Below are 18298 nucleotides of genomic sequence, written 5' to 3'. Positions count from 1 at the left end.
TTTCACGCTCGACGTTCTGGTGTTGCGCACCTGTAAACCGTCCCTCACACCGCCGGAAGGATCCGGTGAGGCGGAGTGATCCCGCCCGAAACCGGCGGTCGCCGCGAGGCCGCGGCGCGGGTAAAGAACGTCTGGTCCGGAGATCGTTTCATCCATGTTTCGGGACACTCACCCCACGTCATGTGATTGGTGCACGAAATTGTGCAGACCGAAACGCGTGGGTCATCGGGTGGCAAAACCGGCTCCCTAGGGTGGAAAGCAGTCAACCACAGCACCCTTGGGTCGTGAGCGAAAGTCGAGTTACAAAATGAGCGCAGTGAATGGATCACGCCGCATTGTGGTGGTTGGCGGAGGCCCCGCCGCCCATCGTTTCACCGAGGCCATGGCCGGCCGGGAGCCGAGCAACGTACACATCACCGTGCTCACCGAGGAAGTCCACCTTCCCTATGACCGGGTCGCACTCTCGCAGGCGTTGACGAACCCCGGGGTAGACCTGACCCTGGGCGATGCCGGGCTGTGGGAACGGGAGAACATCACCCTTGAAACCCATGCCGCGGCCATCGGGATCGACAGCGCCAACCGCCAGGTTTCCACGGCCGACGGGCGCAGCTTCGAGTACGACGAACTGGTCCTGGCCACCGGCTCCAACGCCGCCACCCTGCCCATCCCAGGCTCCGAGCACACCCACGTGTACCGGACCCTGGAGGACGTCTGGGCCATTGCCGCCGGCGTGAACGAACTTGCCGACCGCCTGGGCCGCACCCCGGTGGTGGCCACCATCGGCGGCGGTTTGCTGGGGCTCGAGGCGGCCGCCGGCGCCCAGGCGCTCGGGGCGGACGCGGTGGTCATCGACGGCGGCAAGTGGCTCATGGGAACCCAGCTCGATGAGGGCGCGGGCCAGGCCATGGGCCGGCTCATCGCCGACACCGGTTTCACGGTGCACGGCGGGGTCTTCCCGCAGGAAATCATCACCGGCACCGAGGCAGGCGAGGTGCGGGTCGAGGGCGTGCTGATGGCCGATGGCCGCCGGATCGAGGCTGACATGGTGGTGGTCTCGATCGGCGTCCGGCCGCGCGACGAACTGGCCCGCAGCCACAACGAATTCCTTGATGCGGACCAAAGCCCGGCACCGCGATTCGGCCTGGGCCAGCGCGGCGGCATCGAGATCGACGCGCGCTGCGCCACGGCCGTGCCGCATGTCTGGGCCATCGGCGAGGTCGCGAACTTCGAGGGGATGTGCGTGGGCCTGGTGGCCCCGGCCAACGCCATGGCGGAGGTGCTCGCCGAGCAGTTGCAGGGCGGGTCCGCCGAGTTCGGCGGGTTCGACACCGCCACGAAGCTCAAGCTTTCCGGCGTGGACGTTGCAAGCTTTGGCGACGGTTTCGCGCGCACCGAGGGTGCTTTGGAGGTGGTCTACGCGGATGCGCCGCGCGGCCTCTACCAAAAGATCGTTGTCTCCCGGGACGCCAAGGTGCTCCTGGGCGGGATCTTCGTGGGAGATGCCAGCCCCTACCAGGCGCTGCGTCCGCTGCTGGGCCGGGAACTCCCCGCCGAGCCGGGTGCCTACCTCAGCGCCCTGGGCGGCGAGGCGCCGGACGGCGAGCTGCCCGACGACGCCGTCCTGTGCTCGTGCAACAACGTCAATGCCGGAACCATCCGGGACGCCGTGGGCGGCTGCGGAAGTTGCGAGGGCCAGGAACCCGTCACGAACCTTTCGGCGCTGAAGGGCTGCACGCGGGCCGGAACCCAGTGCGGCTCGTGCGTGCCCATGCTCAAGAAGCTCATGGAAACCGAGATGCTCAAGAACGGGGCGGTCATCTCGGCGGCCATGTGCGAGCACTTCGAGCTCTCGCGGGCCCAGCTTTTCGAGGCCGTCCGCGTGGCCGGCCTGAAAACCTACCCGGAAATCATGCAGCGCTTCGGACAGGGGGCGGGCTGCGACATCTGCAAGCCGGTGATCGCCTCCGTCCTCGCCTCGCAGACCTCCGGGCACCCGATGGAAGGCGGGCTGGCCGGCGCGCAGGACACCAACGACCGCGTCATGGCCAACATGCAGAAGGACGGCACCTACTCGGTGGTCCCCCGGATCCCGGGCGGGGAAATCACCCCTCAGAAGCTCGGCGTGATTGCCGCGGTGGCTGCCAAATACAACCTGTACACCAAGCTCACCGGCGGGCTGCGCATCGACATGTTCGGCGCCAGGCTCGAACAGCTGCCGGAGATCTGGAAGGAATTGGTCGATGCCGGATTCGAATCCGGGCAGGCCTACGGCAAGTCCCTGCGCAACGTGAAGACATGTGTCGGCTCCTCCTGGTGCCGCTACGGCATGCTGGATTCCGTGGCCATGGGCATCGAAATGGAACTGCGCTACCGCGGCTTGCGGGCGCCCCACAAGTTCAAGATGGGCGTCTCCGGGTGCGCCCGCGAATGCGCCGAGGCCCGCGCCAAGGACGTCGGCGTCATCGCCACCGCGGAAGGCTGGAACCTCTACGTGGGAGGCAACGGCGGCGCCAATCCCGCCCACGGCCAGTTGCTGGCAGGCGGGATCGACGACCAGACACTGATTCGATACGTGGACAGGTACCTGATGTATTACATCCGCACGGCAGACAAGCTCCAGCGCACCGCCCGCTGGATGGAGGACCTCGACGGCGGCATCGAGATGGTCCGCTCCGTGGTCGTCGAGGACTCGCTGGGCCTGGGCGCGGAACTCGAGGACGCCATGGAAAACCACATCGGCAGCTACGAGGACGAATGGGCCGCCACGCTGGCGGACCCGGAGAAATTGCGCCGCTTCCGTTCCTTCGTCAATGCGCCGGGCCTGTCCGATCCGGACCTGGAATACGTCCCCGAGCGCGGCCAGCACCGTCCGGCCGCACCGGTTTCACTGGGAGCCAGCATCGGCATCGGTGCCCCGAATTCAACCTGGGAGTCATGATGTTCACCGGCAACCTGCAGCTCAACGGCCACCATGTGCTCATCGCGGGAGAACCCCGGGCCGCGCGGCGAGCGGTGGCGCGCTACAAGGCCGCCGGCGCCCACGTCCTTGAGGCACACGATCCAAGCGCGGCGGAAAGGCTGCTGGACGCGGCACACCGGATCCGCCTGGTCGTTGCCGTCGACGACGGCAACCCGGGGTGGGCGGTCCTGGACAGGCTGGCCGAGGGCGAGGCCATCCTGCTTTCCCACGAGCCCGCGGCAGGGGCCGAGGGGTCCGTGACGCTGCTCGGCGGCGGCCCCGGCAGCAGCGACCTGCTCACCGTGCGCGGGGTCGCCTCGTTGGCGGCGGCAGACGTGGTGTTCTACGACAGGCTGGGCCCCAGCCACGAGCTTGCCCGGTTGGCACCGGGCGCCGAGCTGGTGGACGTGGGCAAGGCACCTGGCCACCACAAGGTTCCCCAGACGCGCATCACCGAGCTGATGATCGAATCGGCCCGTGCCGGGAACAACGTGGTGCGGCTCAAGGGCGGGGACCCGTACGTCTTCGGGCGCGGCTCCGAGGAGCTGGCGGACTGCCGGGCCGCGGGAATCCAGGCGACGGTGATCCCCGGGATCAGCAGCGCGATCTCGGTGCCGGGGGCCGTCGGCATTCCGGTGACGGCACGCGGAATCAGCAAGGGCTTCACGGTGCTCTCGGGTCACGACCCGTTCACCGAGCAGGAGCTGGGGCACATGGCCGGCTTCGGCGGCACGTTGGTGGTGCTCATGGGCGTTGCCACGCTGGAGCAGACCACCGCGGGGCTGTTGCGCCACGGTCTTGATGCCGGCACGCCGGCCGCCATCATCGAGCGCGGCTGCACCGACACCCAACGCAGCACCCGGGCGACCCTGGGGACGCTGGCCGAGGCGGCGCGCAACGCGCGTTGCAGCAACCCGGCGGTCATCGTGATCGGCGGGGTCGCGGCCCTGGGCGACCAGGACGTTGAGCTGCAGTCGCTGATGCCGGCGGTTGCTCAATGAGCGTGGCCGAGCTGGACACAGTTGGCCGTGCGGCCTCGCCCCTGTCCGGATTCCGGATCGCCGTCACCTCGGAACGTCGTTCGGCCGAACTGATTGAGGCGTTGCAACGTCGGGGCGCGCAGGTGCAGCACGCCCCGACGTTGCGCATGGCACCGCTGGTCGAGGACGCGGAATTGCTGGAGCAAACACGGCTGGTCCTGGGCCTGCAGCCCGAATTCGTGCTGGTCAGCACGGCCTACGGCTTCCGCCGGTGGTTCGAGACGGCCGATGCCGCCGGCCTGGGCGACGAGCTCACGCAAGTCCTGCACGACGCGTCGATCCACGTGCGCGGCCCCAAGGCCCTGGGCGCCGTGCGCGCGCTGGGCTTCGAGGCCGACGGCATGAGCAGCGACGAACTGACCTCCACGCTGGTTTCCGAGGTGTCCCCGAAGGTTGCCGGCAAGACCGTGGTGCTGCAACAGCACGGAATCGGCGACGACCCTGCGGCACAGGCCCTGGCGGACGCCGGAGCCAGCGAGGTCATCCGGATCAGCCCGTATCGCTGGGGACCCCCGGAGGACGCGGACCGGATGACCCACTTGCTTCGGGCCCTGTGTTCCGGGGCCATCGACGCAGTCACCTTCACCAGTGCGCCGGCGGTCCGCGCGCTGCTCGCCGCCGCGGAGGAGCAGGGCTGCTACACGGAACTGCTGGAGGCGCTCCAGTTCAGAGTGTGCTGCGTGACCGTGGGACCGGTGACGGCCGCCCCGCTGCGGGAAGTCGGGATCGAACCGCTGGTCCCCGAACGGCACCGGATGGGTGCCATGATCCGCATCCTGGTGGAACACCTCTCCGACAGCGGGTCGATCAGCTGCCAAACCGTTCTGGGGTCCTGCGAGCTGCGCGGGGACACCGTGCTCCTGGGCGGGGACGACCGCGAACTCAGTGCCATCCAGCTGAAACTCTTCAAGGCGATCCTGAGCGCTCGCGGTCGGGTGGTCCCCCGTGCCCGGCTGGTCTCGCTTTTGCCCGACGGCTCATCGGACCACGCCCTTGACATGGCACTGAGCAGGCTTCGGCGGGCCTTGCCGGACCCGCAGCTGATCTCCACTGTCGTCAAGCGCGGCTACCGGATCAACGTCTAGAGCCGCCTCTGATCGTGGGCTGCGTGGTTGCCGGTCCCTGTCGTGCCGATCGCGCGGGACCGGAAGCTGTGCGCTGATACGACGCTGACGTGTAGGGCAGCGGCCATCCGGCTCGCCGACTCTCCCGCATGGGCGGGAACCGACCAAGCCTCCCGCATGCACCCTGCGGGAGGCTACTGCGCGTTCGGAAGACGGGCAGCCATTGGCCTGGGTCGCTGGCGACGAATGTTGCGCACAGGCAGACCGGCCGGTCGAAGACCGTTGCGTTTAAGTTGCACCGACACAACCCCGTCCCGCAAAGTCCACGCGATCGGCACTCATCCAGTCGACATGTTACGAACGGATGCGCCGAAACGAGTGGGAACTTTTTTCCTGGCACCCATGCGTCCTGAGCACTTTGCGCAACGCAGGCAGTTCCGCGTCCCAGCACATTGAATGCCACCCCCAAACAGGTCAAACAACGCAATGCGTAGTTCAATTTCGAACAAAAACGCATTATTCGCTCAAAATTCCCCGTTGCGCCACGCAATGCGGAGGTGTTAGCGTCATCACGTTCATCGATGCGCAAGGGATCAACAGACGTGATGCTCCTGTCCGCGCACTACACAGATTATGGATTGATACGTTTTCGATCCCTCTCTCAGGAGCAGATACCCAGTGAGCGAACAACAATCAACCGTGGGCGATCAAGCCTACGAACGCTCCCTTCGCTGGTGGGACGGTTTCACGATCAGCCTGTCCATCCCCGCAGCGCTCTTCATCATCATTGGATATTCCCTCGGCGCGCTGGGCGCACTGACCGCCATTGCGTTGGTGGTCGCAGTCGCCATCCTCGCCTGCCTGCAGAACTTCATTTATTCGGAAATGGCGGCCATGTTCGGCGACAAGGTCGGCGGCATCGCGCTATACGCCAACCAGGGGTGGCGCAGCCGTAATGCCTTCGTCGGACCGCTGGCCACATTCGGTTACTGGTTCTCCTGGTCCAGTTCGCTTGCCATCTACGGACTCCAGATCGGCACGCTCATGCAGGCCGAGTGGTTCAGTGACCAGACCTGGACCATCTCCACGGGCACCGCGGAAATCGGCCTTCCACACCTGATCGCACTCGTAGTCTTGCTGATGGGCTGGGGCCTGAACGTGCTGGGCATGCGCCCGGCCATGGGCATCATGTACGTCACGGGCGTACTGATCCTCATCCCCATCGTCCTCTTCGCGTTGGCACCACTGATCTCCGATTCGTGGAGCGCCGAGAACCTCGCATGGTCCCTGGGCGCGGGCGACAACCCTGCCTGGCAGACCTCGCTCGCCTGGATGTTCGTGATGGCGTGGAGTGTCTACGGCATCGAATCCGTCGCCTCATTCGTCCCGGAATTCAAGAACCCGATCAAGGACTCCAAGATCGCCCTCCGTCTGGCAGGATTCTTTGTCATCGGCGTGTACTTCCTGGTCCCGCTGGGGGTATCCGGATTGGCAACGCAAGAGGAAATCTCCGCCAACCCGGTCACCTTCTACATCCAGGCCGCAGAACAGGTCCTGCCCGGCAGCGGACCGTGGGTGACCATCTGCTTGATCGCCGGGCTGATGCTCATGATGGTCATGACAACCGCAGCAGGCGGCCGCGTACTGCACGGAAGCGCGTTGGAGGGCCTGACCATCAGGCAGCTTGGCGAATTGAACCGCCGCAAGGTTCCTGCCCGTGCCATGAGCCTGGACCTGCTTGTCAACGTCGTATTGATCATCTTCGTCGGCGAGGCGCTCGCGGTGGTTGTCGCCGGCATCATGGGCTACCTGATCTGCCACATCCTCTCGCTGACTGGATTCATCCAGCTGCGTCGGGACCACCCCGACGCCCCGCGCCCCATCCGCCTGGGCAAGCAGTGGGTCAAGATCGCCGCGCTGCTTGCGATCATCGACTCATTCATCCTGGTCGTCGGCCTGTTCAGCGCCGGCATCACCGGCTACGGCGGGGTCCGCGAGATCATCATCGGCGTGCTGGTGCTCTCGCTGTCGCTCGTGCTCTACGCCTACCGCCAGCTGCGCCAGGAACGGCAGCCGCTGCGCCTGCGACACCCGAACCCGCGGCCAGACATCGTTGGCTACGACGTGCCCGAGGCACCGGGGACGGCCGAGCCCGCAGCCATCCAGCAGTAGCTATCCACATTCCACACCCCCCTCACCCACGGAAAGGAACAGTCATGCTCAAGCTCAAGCGCATCGACAACATGGACATCCTCAGCAACAACTTCGATGAGATGGTGAAGTTCTACACCGAAACCCTCGGACTGAAGTTCTTCCTCCCATACGAGCCCGGCGAAGGCTGGGCAGGCATCGATTTCGGCAACCTGACCCTGTACCTGTTCGCCACCGAACACCAGGACATGGTCTTCCGCCGCACCGGCATCAACGAGAAAGACCCGGCAGGATTCGATTCGTTCGCCTTCGAGGTCGAGGACCTGGACGAGGCCCACGTGTTCCTCAAGGACAAGGTCCAGTGGGTGCACGACGAGATCACCATCTGGAAGCACCCCTCCGGCCGCTGGTACCGCTACCGCCCGTTCTTCGACCCGGACGGCAACATGATCTACGTGACCGAACCGCATGCAGGGGAAGACGAATAATGTCCACACTTCCCAACGAACGGCTCGACGGGCGCGTGGCCCTGGTGACGGGCGCGGCCCGCGGCATGGGTGCTGCGCACGCCAGCACCCTGGCGGCCCGCGGCGCCGACCTGCTGCTCATCGATCTGGACGAAGCCGAACTGACCGCCTTGGCTGCGCAATTGCGGGAAAACACCGGGGTCAGGGTCGTAACGTTGTCCGCGGACATCACCGCACCGGGTGCCGCCGAAACGTTTGCCGCCACGGCCGTCGATCAGCTCGGCGGGCTGGACATCCTGGTCCACAACGCGGGCATCATGCACGACTTCAAGACGCTGGAACAAACGGATGCCGCCGCGCTGCGCCCCTACTTCGAGGTCAATGTACTGGCACCCTATGCCATCACCCGGGCGGCGCTTGGTGCGCTGCGCGCCTCGAAGTCCCCTCGGGTCATCTTCATTTCCTCCTCGTGGGGTCAGGTGCCCGACGGCCACTCCTACGGGTACATGATTTCCAAGGCCGCGCAGCTGTCCATGATGCGGGCCCTTGCCAAGGAACTTGTCGCAGAGGGCATCCTGGTCAATGCGGTAACCCCCGGCGCCGTGGCCACCCGGATGATCCCCGACGAGGTCTACGCCGAGGAACTTGCCGCGGTCCCGCTGGGACGTCTGGCCGATCCACTGGAAATCGCGGCTTCCGTCGCCTTCCTGGCATCCGACCAGGCGTCCTTCATCACCGGGCAGACGCTGAACGTCAACGGCGGCGCCCTCATCGTGGGCGTCTAGCCCACCCGCAACCCCACCTTCACCACACAGTAGAAAGCACGATCGATCATGAGCACCACCAGCTCCCCCGAAACGAACTCCAAGCGATTCCTGGCCGAGGCGGCCATGCGCCGATCCTGGTTCCCCGTGGCACGCATTACGGACCTGGGCAAGCCACAGACGGCAACGCTGCTGGGCACCAACCTGGTGATCTTCCGCGACGGTGCAGGCGATGTCGCTGTGCTGGACCGCCGATGCCCGCACCGAGGCGCCGACCTGTCCAAGGGCGAGGTGCATGAAAAATCGATCGGCTGCCCGTACCACGGTTGGGAATTCGGCACCGGAACCGGTGCCTGCGTGCGCGTTCCTTCGCTGGCGGACCAAGCCAAGGTCCCAGCGCGGGCAGGGGTCAAGAGCTACCCGGTCGAGCTGCGCTACGGACATGTGTGGACGGTGCTTGAGGATCCCATCCGCCCCGTCTACGACGTGGCACGCTGGAAGGGCTTGGATCTGGAATGGCTGGCGGGACCGGTCATGGATTCCTCGGTCGGTGTTGGCATCACCATCGAAAATTTCCGCGACGTCGCCCATTTTCCGTTCGTGCACAAAGTCTCCATGGGACCTACCCCGGAGGTCGTCGAGCCCTTGGCCGTGACCCGCGACGGGCTGGATATCCACATGGAGCGCGAGCTGAACGCCGGCACGGGCGAATGGGCGGAGGACGGAGACGCCATGATGTACTACGAGTGCTCGGCCCCCGGGCTTGCCACCATCACGTACAACTACGAGCGCCTGGGCCACAGGATCGTGGCGGGATTCCCGTGTCCTGTGGACTACAACACCGTGAAGATCTTCTGGGGTGTTGCCAACGAAGTTGGTTACAAGGGCGCGGGCTTGGAAGAGTGCCTGCGCATCGAGGAAATCGTCTACCGCGAGGACCTGCCGATCGTAGAGGGCATGGACCCGCGCGAGATCCCGTGGGACGCCGAGGTGCAGGAATACTCCGTCCCGGCAGACATGTTCACCCTGAACTTCCGCCGGTCCTTCAACGAATTGATCACCCGGGCCAAGACCGCCCTTGAAAGCGAGAAGGAGCAGGACCATGACTACGCCACTGCTTGAGCGGACCTCGCGCGCCGCTGCAGCCACCCTTGAGGTGATGGTCGTTGCAACCCGCCGCGAGGCCACCGACATCACCTCCTTCGAACTTGTCGCGGCAGACGGCTCCGCGCTGCCGGACTGGACGCCGGGCGCCCATGTGGATGTGCACCTGCCTTCGGGCATCGTCCGGCAGTATTCGCTGTGCGGGGATCCGGGAACGAACTCCAGCTACACCATCGCCGTGCTCGAACAATTCGCGGGCCGCGGCGGATCGCTGGAAGCCCACCGCGCGTTGCGCGCCGGGTCGAGGATCACCATCGGCACCCCGCGGGATAACTTCCCGCTGGTCGAGGCCCCGCGCTACGTTTTTGTCGCCGGAGGGATCGGGATTACCCCGATCCTGGCCATGATCAAGAAAGTGCAATCCACCGGCGGCGTTTGGGAGTTGGTGTACGGCGCGCGCAGTGACGATCATTTCGCATTCGCCGGGGAATTACGTGAGCTTGGTGGCGGGCAGGTGCGCTTCGTCAGCGCCGAAACCGATGGCCACCCGGATCTTGACACCCTGGTTGAGGAGAGCGCCGGGGCAGCCGTCTACTGCTGCGGACCCGGCCCGCTCATGGACGCACTGGCTGCCAAGATGGATGCCGCGGGACGCTCCCCCGACCTGTTCCTGGAACGATTCACCCAGGCGCCCGCGGCACCTGTGGAAACGGACACCGGCGAGTCCGGCACCGGGTCATTCACCGTGTTCCTGGCGCGCAGCGGCACGGAGGTCGAGGTCGACCCCGGGCAGTCCGTGTTGGACGCGATACGATCCGCCGGAGTGGAACATCCTTCCTCATGTGAGATGGGATTCTGCGGCACCTGCGAGGCACAGGTGCTGGAGGGCGAGGTCGATCACCGCGACGATTTGCTCACCGAGGCCGAACGCGCCGCCAACGACTGCATGATGACCTGCGTCTCGCGGGCTTGCGGCAAAAAACTGGTCCTTGACCTGTAATAAACATTCCAGCCAGGGCCGTTCAATGGTGTTGACTCCGTAGAACGGACCTGGGCCCAACCCCCGTTAGACTCAAGGCATGGCTGAGTACACACTCGACGATCTGGACCGCGCGATCATTGGCGAACTCGAACAGGACGGCCGGCGTGCCTTCCGCGAGATAGCCCGCACCGTCGACACCTCGGAAGCCACGGTCCGCCAGCGTGTGAAGCGCCTGCAGGAACATGGCATCCTGCGCATCCTGGCATTCGCCGACCCACAACAGCACCGTGGCTCCCAGCTTTGCCTGACCTTGATCAAGGTCGAACCCAAGCACTACGATGCGGCGGTGGAAATCCTCACGGCAATGGACGAGGTTACGTATCTTTCGACGGTGATGGGTAGGGCCGATTTGTGCATCGAGGTGCTCTGCCGGGACAACACCGAGCTGTGGAACTTCCTACGCCAAAAGGTCGAGTCCATTCCGGGAGTCAGCGGCACCGAATCGATGACAGTGCTCAAGGTGCATAAGCTGCGCTACGGCGCCCCGGTTCGCTAAGACACCTCTGGAAGCAGCGATGCCGATTCCGGCCCTTCCCCGGGCGGCATCGATAAGTTCAACGAGCACTGGCTTCTTGGTTCCGTGAATCGGCGCCCCTTGGCGCCTCCGATTGGACACCTTCTCCCGATCCAGAAACGACAAGGAAAATCGTGCACGAGCGTATGAGACCGGCCCGGAACGTGCCATGGCACTGACTCCTCGTTGGCCCCTTCGCATTCTTGTCGAAGGGACGGCAGAGGTTGCCCCGGTAGCTGGCTCCTCGTTGGCCAGCGAATTGTTCAGCACCACCAGGATCATCGACTACGCCCGGGCCATGCGCCGCAGCCACCTTGATTCCGTCGTGTTTTTCCTGGAACTTCCCAGCACGCGACGCCTGATCCACGTGCGGTTGACACACACCCATCATGGTTCGGCAGCCAAGGTCATCGTTGAGGCTGAGCTCGTTCCCCTTCCATACAAATTGACCTTCCGCGAGCTGGAGGTTCTCACGCTCCTGGCAGCGGGGCTCTCCAATCCACAGATCGCTGGCCACCTGAGCACCAGCCCACGAACGGTTTCCACCCAAGTCGAACGAGTTCTGGCGAAAATGGGGGCTGCAAGCAGGACCGCTGCAAGCGTGCAGGCAGCCCTGCAGGGCTGCCTGAAAATGCCTCTACCCGCACCCGCCGACCAATGCCACGCACTGTCCATTGCCGCGCTCGAAAGAAGCCCCGAGGCTCCGAGCGAACGGGACGTGCCGGCGCAGGTCTCGGGCGCCGCGCCCATCAGATTGGTTCTGGCCTACCCCAAGAGCGGCCCGGCTTCCGACGACGGCCAGCAATCTTTGCGCGGGGCACTGCTCGCCGTCGAGCAGGCCAATGCTGCGGGCGGAATCGGCGGCCGTCCGATCCAACCCATCGAGGTCGACGCGGACATCTACTCGGGTACCGGGATCATCCAGACTTTCGACGTGATCCGCGACTTGGACCCGGATGCCGTCATGCTCTCCTACGTTTTTGACGAGGAAACGGCACTCGGGCAGGCAGCCGCATTCAGCTGCCCGGTGCTGCACACCATGACCTCGCAACGGCAGGTCATCTCAAGCTCCGCGAACCCGGAACGCTTTGCCAATGTGTTCCAGGCGGTGCCAACGGAGACCAGCTACGGGGCGGGATTGCTCCGCTTCCTGCAATTGTTGGATGTCCGGGTCGCAGCTTCCCGGGCACCCGGAGAACAGCCAACCGCGGCAGAGCGACGGATTGCGTTTATCCAGACCGACGCGGATGCGGGTCGCATCGATGACGAAGCAACGCTTGCGTCGCTGGGAGACCAAGACTGGCAGATCACTCTGTCCGCCGTCATGCCTCACGCAGCCGAGCAACGCACCGCGTTGGCGGCCCGGATTGTCTCCGATAACCCGGCCGTCGTGGTGATCAGCGAGTTCCTACCCAAAGCCATGGCCCTCATGCATTTGGTGCTGCTGGAGGCAGGCTCCCGGGCTGTGGTTTACTGCATCTACGCGCCCTCCATCCCGGTCTTCCAAAAACTGGTGGGACCGCACGCAGAGGGCTTGGTCTGGTCCACGGTTTCGGGTACTTACGCCGACGAATTGGCCGGGGACTTCGTGCAGGCGTTCAAACAGCGCTTTGCAGTATCCCCCGGACATTCGCAGGCGGGCCTGGGCTACGATCTGGTGCACCTGCTGGCCAATGCGTGGAGGCAATCGGCCGAAAGCCGTGACTTTGCAGCCACTCTTGCGGCGCTGCGTTCGACCCGTCACCGCGGGGTGAACGGTAGCTACATGTTCTCCCGCGGGCACCAGACCTCGTTGAGCTACCCGGACCAGACGGCGGACCCCTCGCTTGGGCAGGCCCAGCTGATTTACCAGATCCAGGGCGGAATGCATCGATGCCTCGACCCGCAACCGTACGCCAACGCCCGGTTCATCCGGCCGTCATGGGTCAATAGATACGTCAATTGACCCATGACGTAACGGCCCACACCAAGCCACAATGATCTTCACGAAACAACCAGGCACGAAACCCTGTTCCTATGAAGTGAGGACGCACCATGGCTCCCTGGCCACAGAACAAGAAATTCGGCGCAAGCATCACCTTTGATTTCGATGCCGAAGAGGTCTGGATCGGCGAGAACCCGGCAAATGCATACCGTCCCGGCGTACTTTCCCAGGGCGCCTACGGACCGCGCGTGGGCGTGCCGCTGATCCTGGACCTGCTGGCCAGGCACGAGTTGCAGGCAACCTTCTTCATCTGCGGGAAGGACGCGCTACGCCACCCCGAATCCGTGCGGTCGATCCTTGCCGCGGGCCACGAAGTCGCCCACCACGGCCATTCGCACACAAACCCCACCATGCTGCACCCAGCGGCCGAGCGTGCCGAACTCTACGACGGGCTGGCGGTGCTGCGGGCATTGGGTGCCGAAGTGGTCGGTTACCGTTCCCCCTCGTGGGAGTTCACCGACCAAACCCTGGATCTGCTGGAGGAGGCCGGGTTCGCCTACAGCTCCAACCTGCTCAATGACATCCGTCCCTACCGCCATGCGACCCACGACCTGGTCGAGGTTCCGGTGTCCTGGATCCTGGACGATGCACCGCACTTCTGGTTCGCCAACGACACCTGGGAAAAGACAATCCGCTCCACGCGCGAGGTGCTGGAGGTGTGGCAGCCGGAGATCGACGGAATCGCCGCGCTCGGCGGGCACGTGATGCTTACCTTCCATCCAATGATTTCCGGACGTCCCTCGCGCCTGGCCATGCTCGAATCAATCATTGTCGGCCTGAAAAACGCCGGCGCCTGGATCGGTACGGTGCGGCAGACGGCCAAGCTGGTGGACGGGAAATCGCCGACCGGCGCGCTGTCCGCGCCCGAGGCCCCAACATCTTTGCCCGCCCATCTGGTTTCCGCCGTGGTCGGCGATGCAAGATTGGACATTGCCGAGGGCGACATTTCCGGAAGGAACTACCGCGCATGAAAACCGCAGCTTTTCCCCGAATCCGCGTCAGCGGCGGTCCCTTTGAACGCGGGGAACAATACGGTTCGCTCGCCCGCACCCAGGTGCACCACGCCCGCAACGGCTACGAACGGTCCTTTGCCACCAAGGGCTTCTCCTGGGACCAGGCGGTAATGCAGGCACAAGGCCATGCCGAACCCATCCGGCGCTCGTTTCCTGACATCTGGGAAGAGATGCGAGGCATCGCCAAGGGTTCGAACCTGCCGTTCGAGGACATCTTGGCGATGAACTGCCGCACCGAGGTCCTCTGGCAGGCGCTTGTCGCCTCACACAGGAAGGCAACGGGGCCCGGAAGCCCTCTGCGCGGCTTCGGGGAATGCTCGTCATTTGCCATCGCCCCAACGCACACGGCCTTGGGCCACACATTGGTAGGACAAAACTGGGATTGGCTGGTGCACGGCTTCGATTCGGTGATCCTGCTGGAGGTCGAACGCGAAGACGGCCCCAACTACGTCACCATCGTGGAGGCCGGGTTGTTGGCCAAGACCGTCATGAACGAACACGGAATCGGCATGGCGGTGAACACCCTGGTGACAAGTTCCGACGGCTCCACCCCCGGTGTCCCGTTCCATGTATTGCTGCGTGCGCTTGCCAATTGCGAACATGTGTTTGACGCCGTCGAACTGTTGGCCTCGCACCCGCGCGCCTCCTCCGGAAACTACGTGGTGGGTGCCGCGGACGGGTCGATCCTGAACATCGAGACCGCTCCCGGGGATGCCCGCAACATCAACGTGCAGGTCGCCGAACACGGCAAGACCTTCCACACCAACCACTTCCTGGATTCGATCGACGGCGGCTTCGACCTGGCTCCCCTGGCCATGTCCGACTCCTATGTGCGCCTGTCTCGGCTGCGCGAGCTGATCGGCATCAACGCGCAGGCAGTGACCATCGGAGCCTTGGACCACGCGCTGCGCGACCACACCGACGCACCGGGTTCCATTTGCTGCCATCCGGACGAGCGTTCGGACCCCTCTGCGCAATGGTCGACGGTCATGTCCGTGGTCATGGATCTGGAGAAGCGAGTGCTGCACCTGGCCGAGGGCAACCCCTGCCAAGTGCCCCGCAAGGCTGTCGACTATTCAGATTTCCTACAGCCGAACTTTGTGAAGGCGTAGCCACCTGCCTTATCAACCACCGCAATTTTTCCACGCCGGAGCGTTCCCGCGTCGCTTGCATGAGGCGACGCGGGAACGCTCCGGTTTTTTGCCTTGCCTAGTCACCCAGGATTCCCGAACAGCCCTCCGGTTCGGCACGAATCCGGCCCGTCCGGAGGCCCGCTTGCCGGTCGTTTCTTCACGCGACGCAATAGTTACGTCTAGACGTACATTCTTCTACGGCATGACGTAACATTGCTTTTACGCCGGTCTCCCCCGGCGCAACGACTACACCACGCCGCATAGGACATCAATGACGAATCCTCGCCGACACAAGGCAGCCACGCCCACGTTGCTGCGCCGACTACTGGCCGGCGCGGCAAGCGTCGCGCTCATCGCCTCGCTCAGCGCCTGCTCCGACACAAACCCCGGGGCCGGAGGCGGCCAGTCCGACCGCCCCGTCGTGCTCACCACATTCACCGTGCTGGCCGACATCGCCCAGAACGTCGCCGGCGACAAGCTCCAGGTCGAGTCAATCACCAAGGTCGGGGCCGAGATCCACGGCTATGAACCGACCCCTCAGGACATTGCCAAGGCCTCCCGCGCCCAGCTGATCCTGGACCACGGCATGAACCTCGAGGGTTGGTTCACGCAGTTCGTCGAGGAAATCGACGTGCCGCATGCCGTTGTCAGCGAGGGCGTCGAGCCCATCGACATCACCGAGGATTCCTACGCCGGCAAGCCCAACCCGCACGCGTGGATGAGCCCGCTCAACGTGCAGGTCTACGTCGAGAACATCCGCGATGCCTTCATCGAGCTTGATCCCGCGAACAGCGCCGTCTACACGGAGAACGCCCGCGCCTACAACCTGGAACTGAAGCAGCTCCAGGACAACCTCGTCGCCGGGCTGTCCGACCTGGAACCAAACCACCGGGCGATCGTGTCCTGCGAAGGGGCGTTCTCCTACCTGGCCCGCGACGCCGACCTGACCGAAAAGTACATCTGGGCCGTCAACGCCGAGCAGCAGGCCACCCCGCGGCAGATCGCGTCCGCCATCGAGTTCGTGAAGGAAAACCAGGTGCCTGCGGTGTTCTGCGAGTCGACCGTCTCCGACGCCCCGATGCAGCAGGTGGTCCAGGCCAGCGGCAGCAAGTTCGGCGGAGTCCTGTACGTCGATTCGCTCTCCGAGGCGGACGGCCCCGTCCCCACCTACCTCGACCTCATCCGTCATGATTCCAAGGTGATCCTCGAGGCTCTCACCGGGAAGTCGTCATGACGGCCCGGGCCGTCACGGTCAGGGACGTCACGGTGCGCTACGGCGACGTGCTGGCCCTGGACCGGGCGGAACTCACCCTGAACCACGGCCGGATCTGCGGCCTGATCGGCATGAACGGCTCCGGGAAGTCGACGCTGTTCAAGGCGATGATGGGCCTGGTCAAGCCCGACGGCGGCACCGTCACCATCAACGGCGTGACCCCGGCCCAGGCCCGCAAGTCCGCGGCCATCGGCTACGTTCCGCAAAGCGAGGACGTCGACTGGGCCTTCCCGGTCTCGGTGCGCGACGTCGTCATGATGGGCCGCTACGGGGGCATGGGCTGGACCCGCCGCCCCAAGCGCTCCGACCACGTGGCGGTGGACGAGGCCCTGGAACGCGTCGAACTCACCGGGTACGCGGACCGGCAGATCGGGCAGCTCTCCGGCGGCCAGAAGAAGCGCGCCTTCGTGGCCCGCGGCATCGCCCAGAACGCCAACATCCTGTTGCTGGATGAGCCGTTCGCGGGCGTCGACAAGCGTTCCGAGGCCACCATCACGCGCCTGCTGCGCGAGCAGGCCAAGGACGGCGCCGCCATCCTGGTCTCCACCCACGACCTGCACGCCCTGCCGGCGCTGGCCGACGAGGCCGTGCTGCTCATGCAGCGGGTGCTCATGCACGGGGATCCGAAGACCGTGCTGCGGCCGGAAAACCTCGCCCTGGCCTTCGGCCTGGACGTCCTGGGAAGCGAGAACGACGCATGAACCTCATAGACCTCATCGTCGAGCCGCTGGGCTACGACTTCATGGTGAACGCGCTGGCCACGGCCGTGACGGCCGCTGCCGTCTGCGCCGTGCTTTCCTGCTGGCTGGTGCTGATCGGCTGGTCGCTGATGGGGGACGCCGTGTCCCACGCGGTGCTTCCGGGCGTCGTGCTGGCCTATGTGCTCGGCGTGCCGTTCGCGATCGGCGCGCTGCTCTTTGGCTTCTTGGCCGTGGCCTTGATCGGGGCGGTCCGCGACACCAGCCGCATCAAGGAGGACGCGGCCATCGGCATCGTGTTCTCCACGCTCTTCGCCCTGGGCCTGGTGCTGATCTCCGTCACGCCCTCGAACACCGACCTGAGCCACATCATCTTCGGGAACCTGCTGGGGGTCTCGAAGGCCGAGCTGACGCAGATCGTCATCCTGGGTGCGATCGCGCTGGGCATCCTGCTGTTCAAGCGGAAGGACTTCACGCTCTTCGCCTTCGACCCGACCCATGCGCACGCGATCGGGCTGAACCCCAAGATCATCGGCGCCGCGCTGCTGGGCCTGCTGGCCCTGACCTCCGTGGTGGCGCTGCAGGCCGTGGGCGTCATCCTGGTGGTGGCCATGCTGATCATCCCGGGAGCCACGGCCCACCTGCTCACCGACCGCTTCGGCCGGATGCTGGTGATCGCGCCCGCGATTTCCGTCGCCTGCTCCGTGGTCGGCCTGTATGTGAGCTACTACCTGGACACGGCCTCCGGCGGCATGATCGTGCTGACCCAGGGCGCGGTGTTCGGCCTGGTGTACCTCTTCAGCCCCACCCAGGGGTTGCTGGGCAAGCGATACGCTGCCTCGAAGCGCCGCCGGGCCGCGGCGTCACCCGAACCGTCGCAGGTCGGCTAGCACCTTCGCCCATGCGCGATGTCTGGCGCATCCGCGGGCTGGTACTTAGGAGAGCGGCCGGGCTGCTTCCACCGTGCCCCTCGCTTTGCAGACGGCCTTCGGGCTCCGTCTGGACCACAACGGAAAGCCGTGGGATGCAACCGAACGTTCGGGTTGCATCCCACGGCTTTCAGCGCATCGCCCCATTCCCGTGGCGGCTGGC

The 18298-nt window shown here is 65.1% G+C and carries 15 protein-coding genes; all 15 read left to right on the top strand.

Translation table 11 applies throughout. The annotated features are described in order from the left end of the window. Positions 1–307 precede the first annotated feature (307 nt). The 15 genes from nirB (at position 308) to ACIQLF_RS02890 (ending at position 18096) form a co-directional block, all read left to right on the top strand. The gene (gene nirB / locus ACIQLF_RS02960; protein WP_400294150.1) at positions 308–2938 is read left to right on the top strand and encodes a nitrite reductase large subunit NirB; all 2631 of its coding nucleotides are present in this window, start codon (positions 308–310) and stop codon (positions 2936–2938) included. Then, a complete protein-coding gene (gene cobA, locus ACIQLF_RS02955) occupies positions 2935–3960 on the top strand; it encodes a uroporphyrinogen-III C-methyltransferase (RefSeq protein ID WP_400294148.1) in 1026 nt (341 codons plus the stop codon). Before nirB ends, cobA begins: the two co-directional genes overlap by 4 nt. Continuing rightward, positions 3957–5084, top strand: a complete 1128-nt coding sequence (locus ACIQLF_RS02950; RefSeq protein WP_400294146.1) for a uroporphyrinogen-III synthase — start codon at positions 3957–3959, stop codon at positions 5082–5084. Before cobA ends, ACIQLF_RS02950 begins: the two co-directional genes overlap by 4 nt. Before the next feature lie 657 nt (positions 5085–5741). Continuing rightward, on the top strand, positions 5742–7235 hold the full coding sequence (locus ACIQLF_RS02945) for an APC family permease (RefSeq protein ID WP_400294145.1): 1494 nt from the start codon (positions 5742–5744) through the stop codon (positions 7233–7235). 44 nt (positions 7236–7279) lie between these two features. Beyond that, positions 7280–7702 carry a VOC family protein gene (locus ACIQLF_RS02940; RefSeq protein WP_400294143.1) on the top strand — a complete coding sequence of 141 codons (423 nt, stop codon included), beginning with the start codon at positions 7280–7282 and terminating at the stop codon, positions 7700–7702. Further along, positions 7702–8466, top strand: coding sequence for an SDR family NAD(P)-dependent oxidoreductase (locus tag ACIQLF_RS02935; RefSeq protein WP_400294141.1), 765 nt, complete (start codon positions 7702–7704; stop codon positions 8464–8466). Before ACIQLF_RS02940 ends, ACIQLF_RS02935 begins: the two co-directional genes overlap by 1 nt. A 48-nt stretch (positions 8467–8514) precedes the next feature. After that, entirely contained in the window at positions 8515–9567 is a 1053-nt protein-coding gene (locus ACIQLF_RS02930; RefSeq protein WP_400294139.1) for a Rieske 2Fe-2S domain-containing protein, read from the top strand. Continuing rightward, complete coding sequence (locus ACIQLF_RS02925) at positions 9548–10549, top strand: PDR/VanB family oxidoreductase (protein WP_400294137.1); 1002 nt, start codon at positions 9548–9550, stop codon at positions 10547–10549. Before ACIQLF_RS02930 ends, ACIQLF_RS02925 begins: the two co-directional genes overlap by 20 nt. 79 nt (positions 10550–10628) lie before the next feature. Next, complete coding sequence (locus tag ACIQLF_RS02920) at positions 10629–11087, top strand: Lrp/AsnC family transcriptional regulator (protein WP_400294135.1); 459 nt, start codon at positions 10629–10631, stop codon at positions 11085–11087. Between the two features lie 187 nt (positions 11088–11274). Next, on the top strand, positions 11275–13050 hold the full coding sequence (locus ACIQLF_RS02915; RefSeq protein ID WP_400294133.1) for an ABC transporter substrate-binding protein: 1776 nt from the start codon (positions 11275–11277) through the stop codon (positions 13048–13050). Positions 13051–13139: 89 nt separating this feature from the next. Further along, positions 13140–14060: a polysaccharide deacetylase gene (locus ACIQLF_RS02910; RefSeq protein WP_400294131.1), complete on the top strand. Its 921-nt coding sequence runs from the start codon at positions 13140–13142 to the stop codon at positions 14058–14060. Beyond that, positions 14057–15214, top strand: coding sequence for a C45 family autoproteolytic acyltransferase/hydolase (locus tag ACIQLF_RS02905; protein WP_400294129.1), 1158 nt, complete (start codon positions 14057–14059; stop codon positions 15212–15214). Before ACIQLF_RS02910 ends, ACIQLF_RS02905 begins: the two co-directional genes overlap by 4 nt. Before the next feature lie 292 nt (positions 15215–15506). Next, on the top strand, positions 15507–16469 hold the full coding sequence (locus ACIQLF_RS02900; RefSeq protein WP_400294127.1) for a metal ABC transporter substrate-binding protein: 963 nt from the start codon (positions 15507–15509) through the stop codon (positions 16467–16469). Beyond that, complete coding sequence (locus ACIQLF_RS02895) at positions 16466–17209, top strand: metal ABC transporter ATP-binding protein (protein ID WP_400294125.1); 744 nt, start codon at positions 16466–16468, stop codon at positions 17207–17209. The genes ACIQLF_RS02900 and ACIQLF_RS02895 overlap by 4 nt, the downstream gene beginning before the upstream one ends. Further along, complete coding sequence (locus ACIQLF_RS02890; RefSeq protein WP_400294123.1) at positions 17206–18096, top strand: metal ABC transporter permease; 891 nt, start codon at positions 17206–17208, stop codon at positions 18094–18096. The genes ACIQLF_RS02895 and ACIQLF_RS02890 overlap by 4 nt, the downstream gene beginning before the upstream one ends. Positions 18097–18298: the final 202 nt, after the last annotated feature.

Source organism: Paeniglutamicibacter sp. NPDC091659 (genome assembly GCF_044756805.1).
Lineage (GTDB): Bacteria > Actinomycetota > Actinomycetes > Actinomycetales > Micrococcaceae > Paeniglutamicibacter.
Note: the sequence above shows the minus strand (reverse complement) of the source record. Positions and strands in the feature narration are given on the sequence as shown.

Excerpts from the sequence above, each read along its gene's own strand:
- nirB (WP_400294150.1), top strand. The coding sequence starts at position 308 with ATGAGCGCAGTGAATGGATCACGCCGCATTGTGGTGGTTGGCGGAGGC.
- cobA (WP_400294148.1), top strand. The coding sequence starts at position 2,935 with ATGATGTTCACCGGCAACCTGCAGCTCAACGGCCACCATGTGCTCATC.
- ACIQLF_RS02950 (WP_400294146.1), top strand. The coding sequence starts at position 3,957 with ATGAGCGTGGCCGAGCTGGACACAGTTGGCCGTGCGGCCTCGCCCCTG.
- ACIQLF_RS02940 (WP_400294143.1), top strand. The coding sequence starts at position 7,280 with ATGCTCAAGCTCAAGCGCATCGACAACATGGACATCCTCAGCAACAAC.
- ACIQLF_RS02935 (WP_400294141.1), top strand. The coding sequence starts at position 7,702 with ATGTCCACACTTCCCAACGAACGGCTCGACGGGCGCGTGGCCCTGGTG.
- ACIQLF_RS02930 (WP_400294139.1), top strand. The coding sequence starts at position 8,515 with ATGAGCACCACCAGCTCCCCCGAAACGAACTCCAAGCGATTCCTGGCC.
- ACIQLF_RS02925 (WP_400294137.1), top strand. The coding sequence starts at position 9,548 with ATGACTACGCCACTGCTTGAGCGGACCTCGCGCGCCGCTGCAGCCACC.
- ACIQLF_RS02920 (WP_400294135.1), top strand. The coding sequence starts at position 10,629 with ATGGCTGAGTACACACTCGACGATCTGGACCGCGCGATCATTGGCGAA.
- ACIQLF_RS02915 (WP_400294133.1), top strand. The coding sequence starts at position 11,275 with ATGGCACTGACTCCTCGTTGGCCCCTTCGCATTCTTGTCGAAGGGACG.
- ACIQLF_RS02910 (WP_400294131.1), top strand. The coding sequence starts at position 13,140 with ATGGCTCCCTGGCCACAGAACAAGAAATTCGGCGCAAGCATCACCTTT.
- ACIQLF_RS02905 (WP_400294129.1), top strand. The coding sequence starts at position 14,057 with ATGAAAACCGCAGCTTTTCCCCGAATCCGCGTCAGCGGCGGTCCCTTT.
- ACIQLF_RS02900 (WP_400294127.1), top strand. The coding sequence starts at position 15,507 with ATGACGAATCCTCGCCGACACAAGGCAGCCACGCCCACGTTGCTGCGC.
- ACIQLF_RS02895 (WP_400294125.1), top strand. The coding sequence starts at position 16,466 with ATGACGGCCCGGGCCGTCACGGTCAGGGACGTCACGGTGCGCTACGGC.
- ACIQLF_RS02890 (WP_400294123.1), top strand. The coding sequence starts at position 17,206 with ATGAACCTCATAGACCTCATCGTCGAGCCGCTGGGCTACGACTTCATG.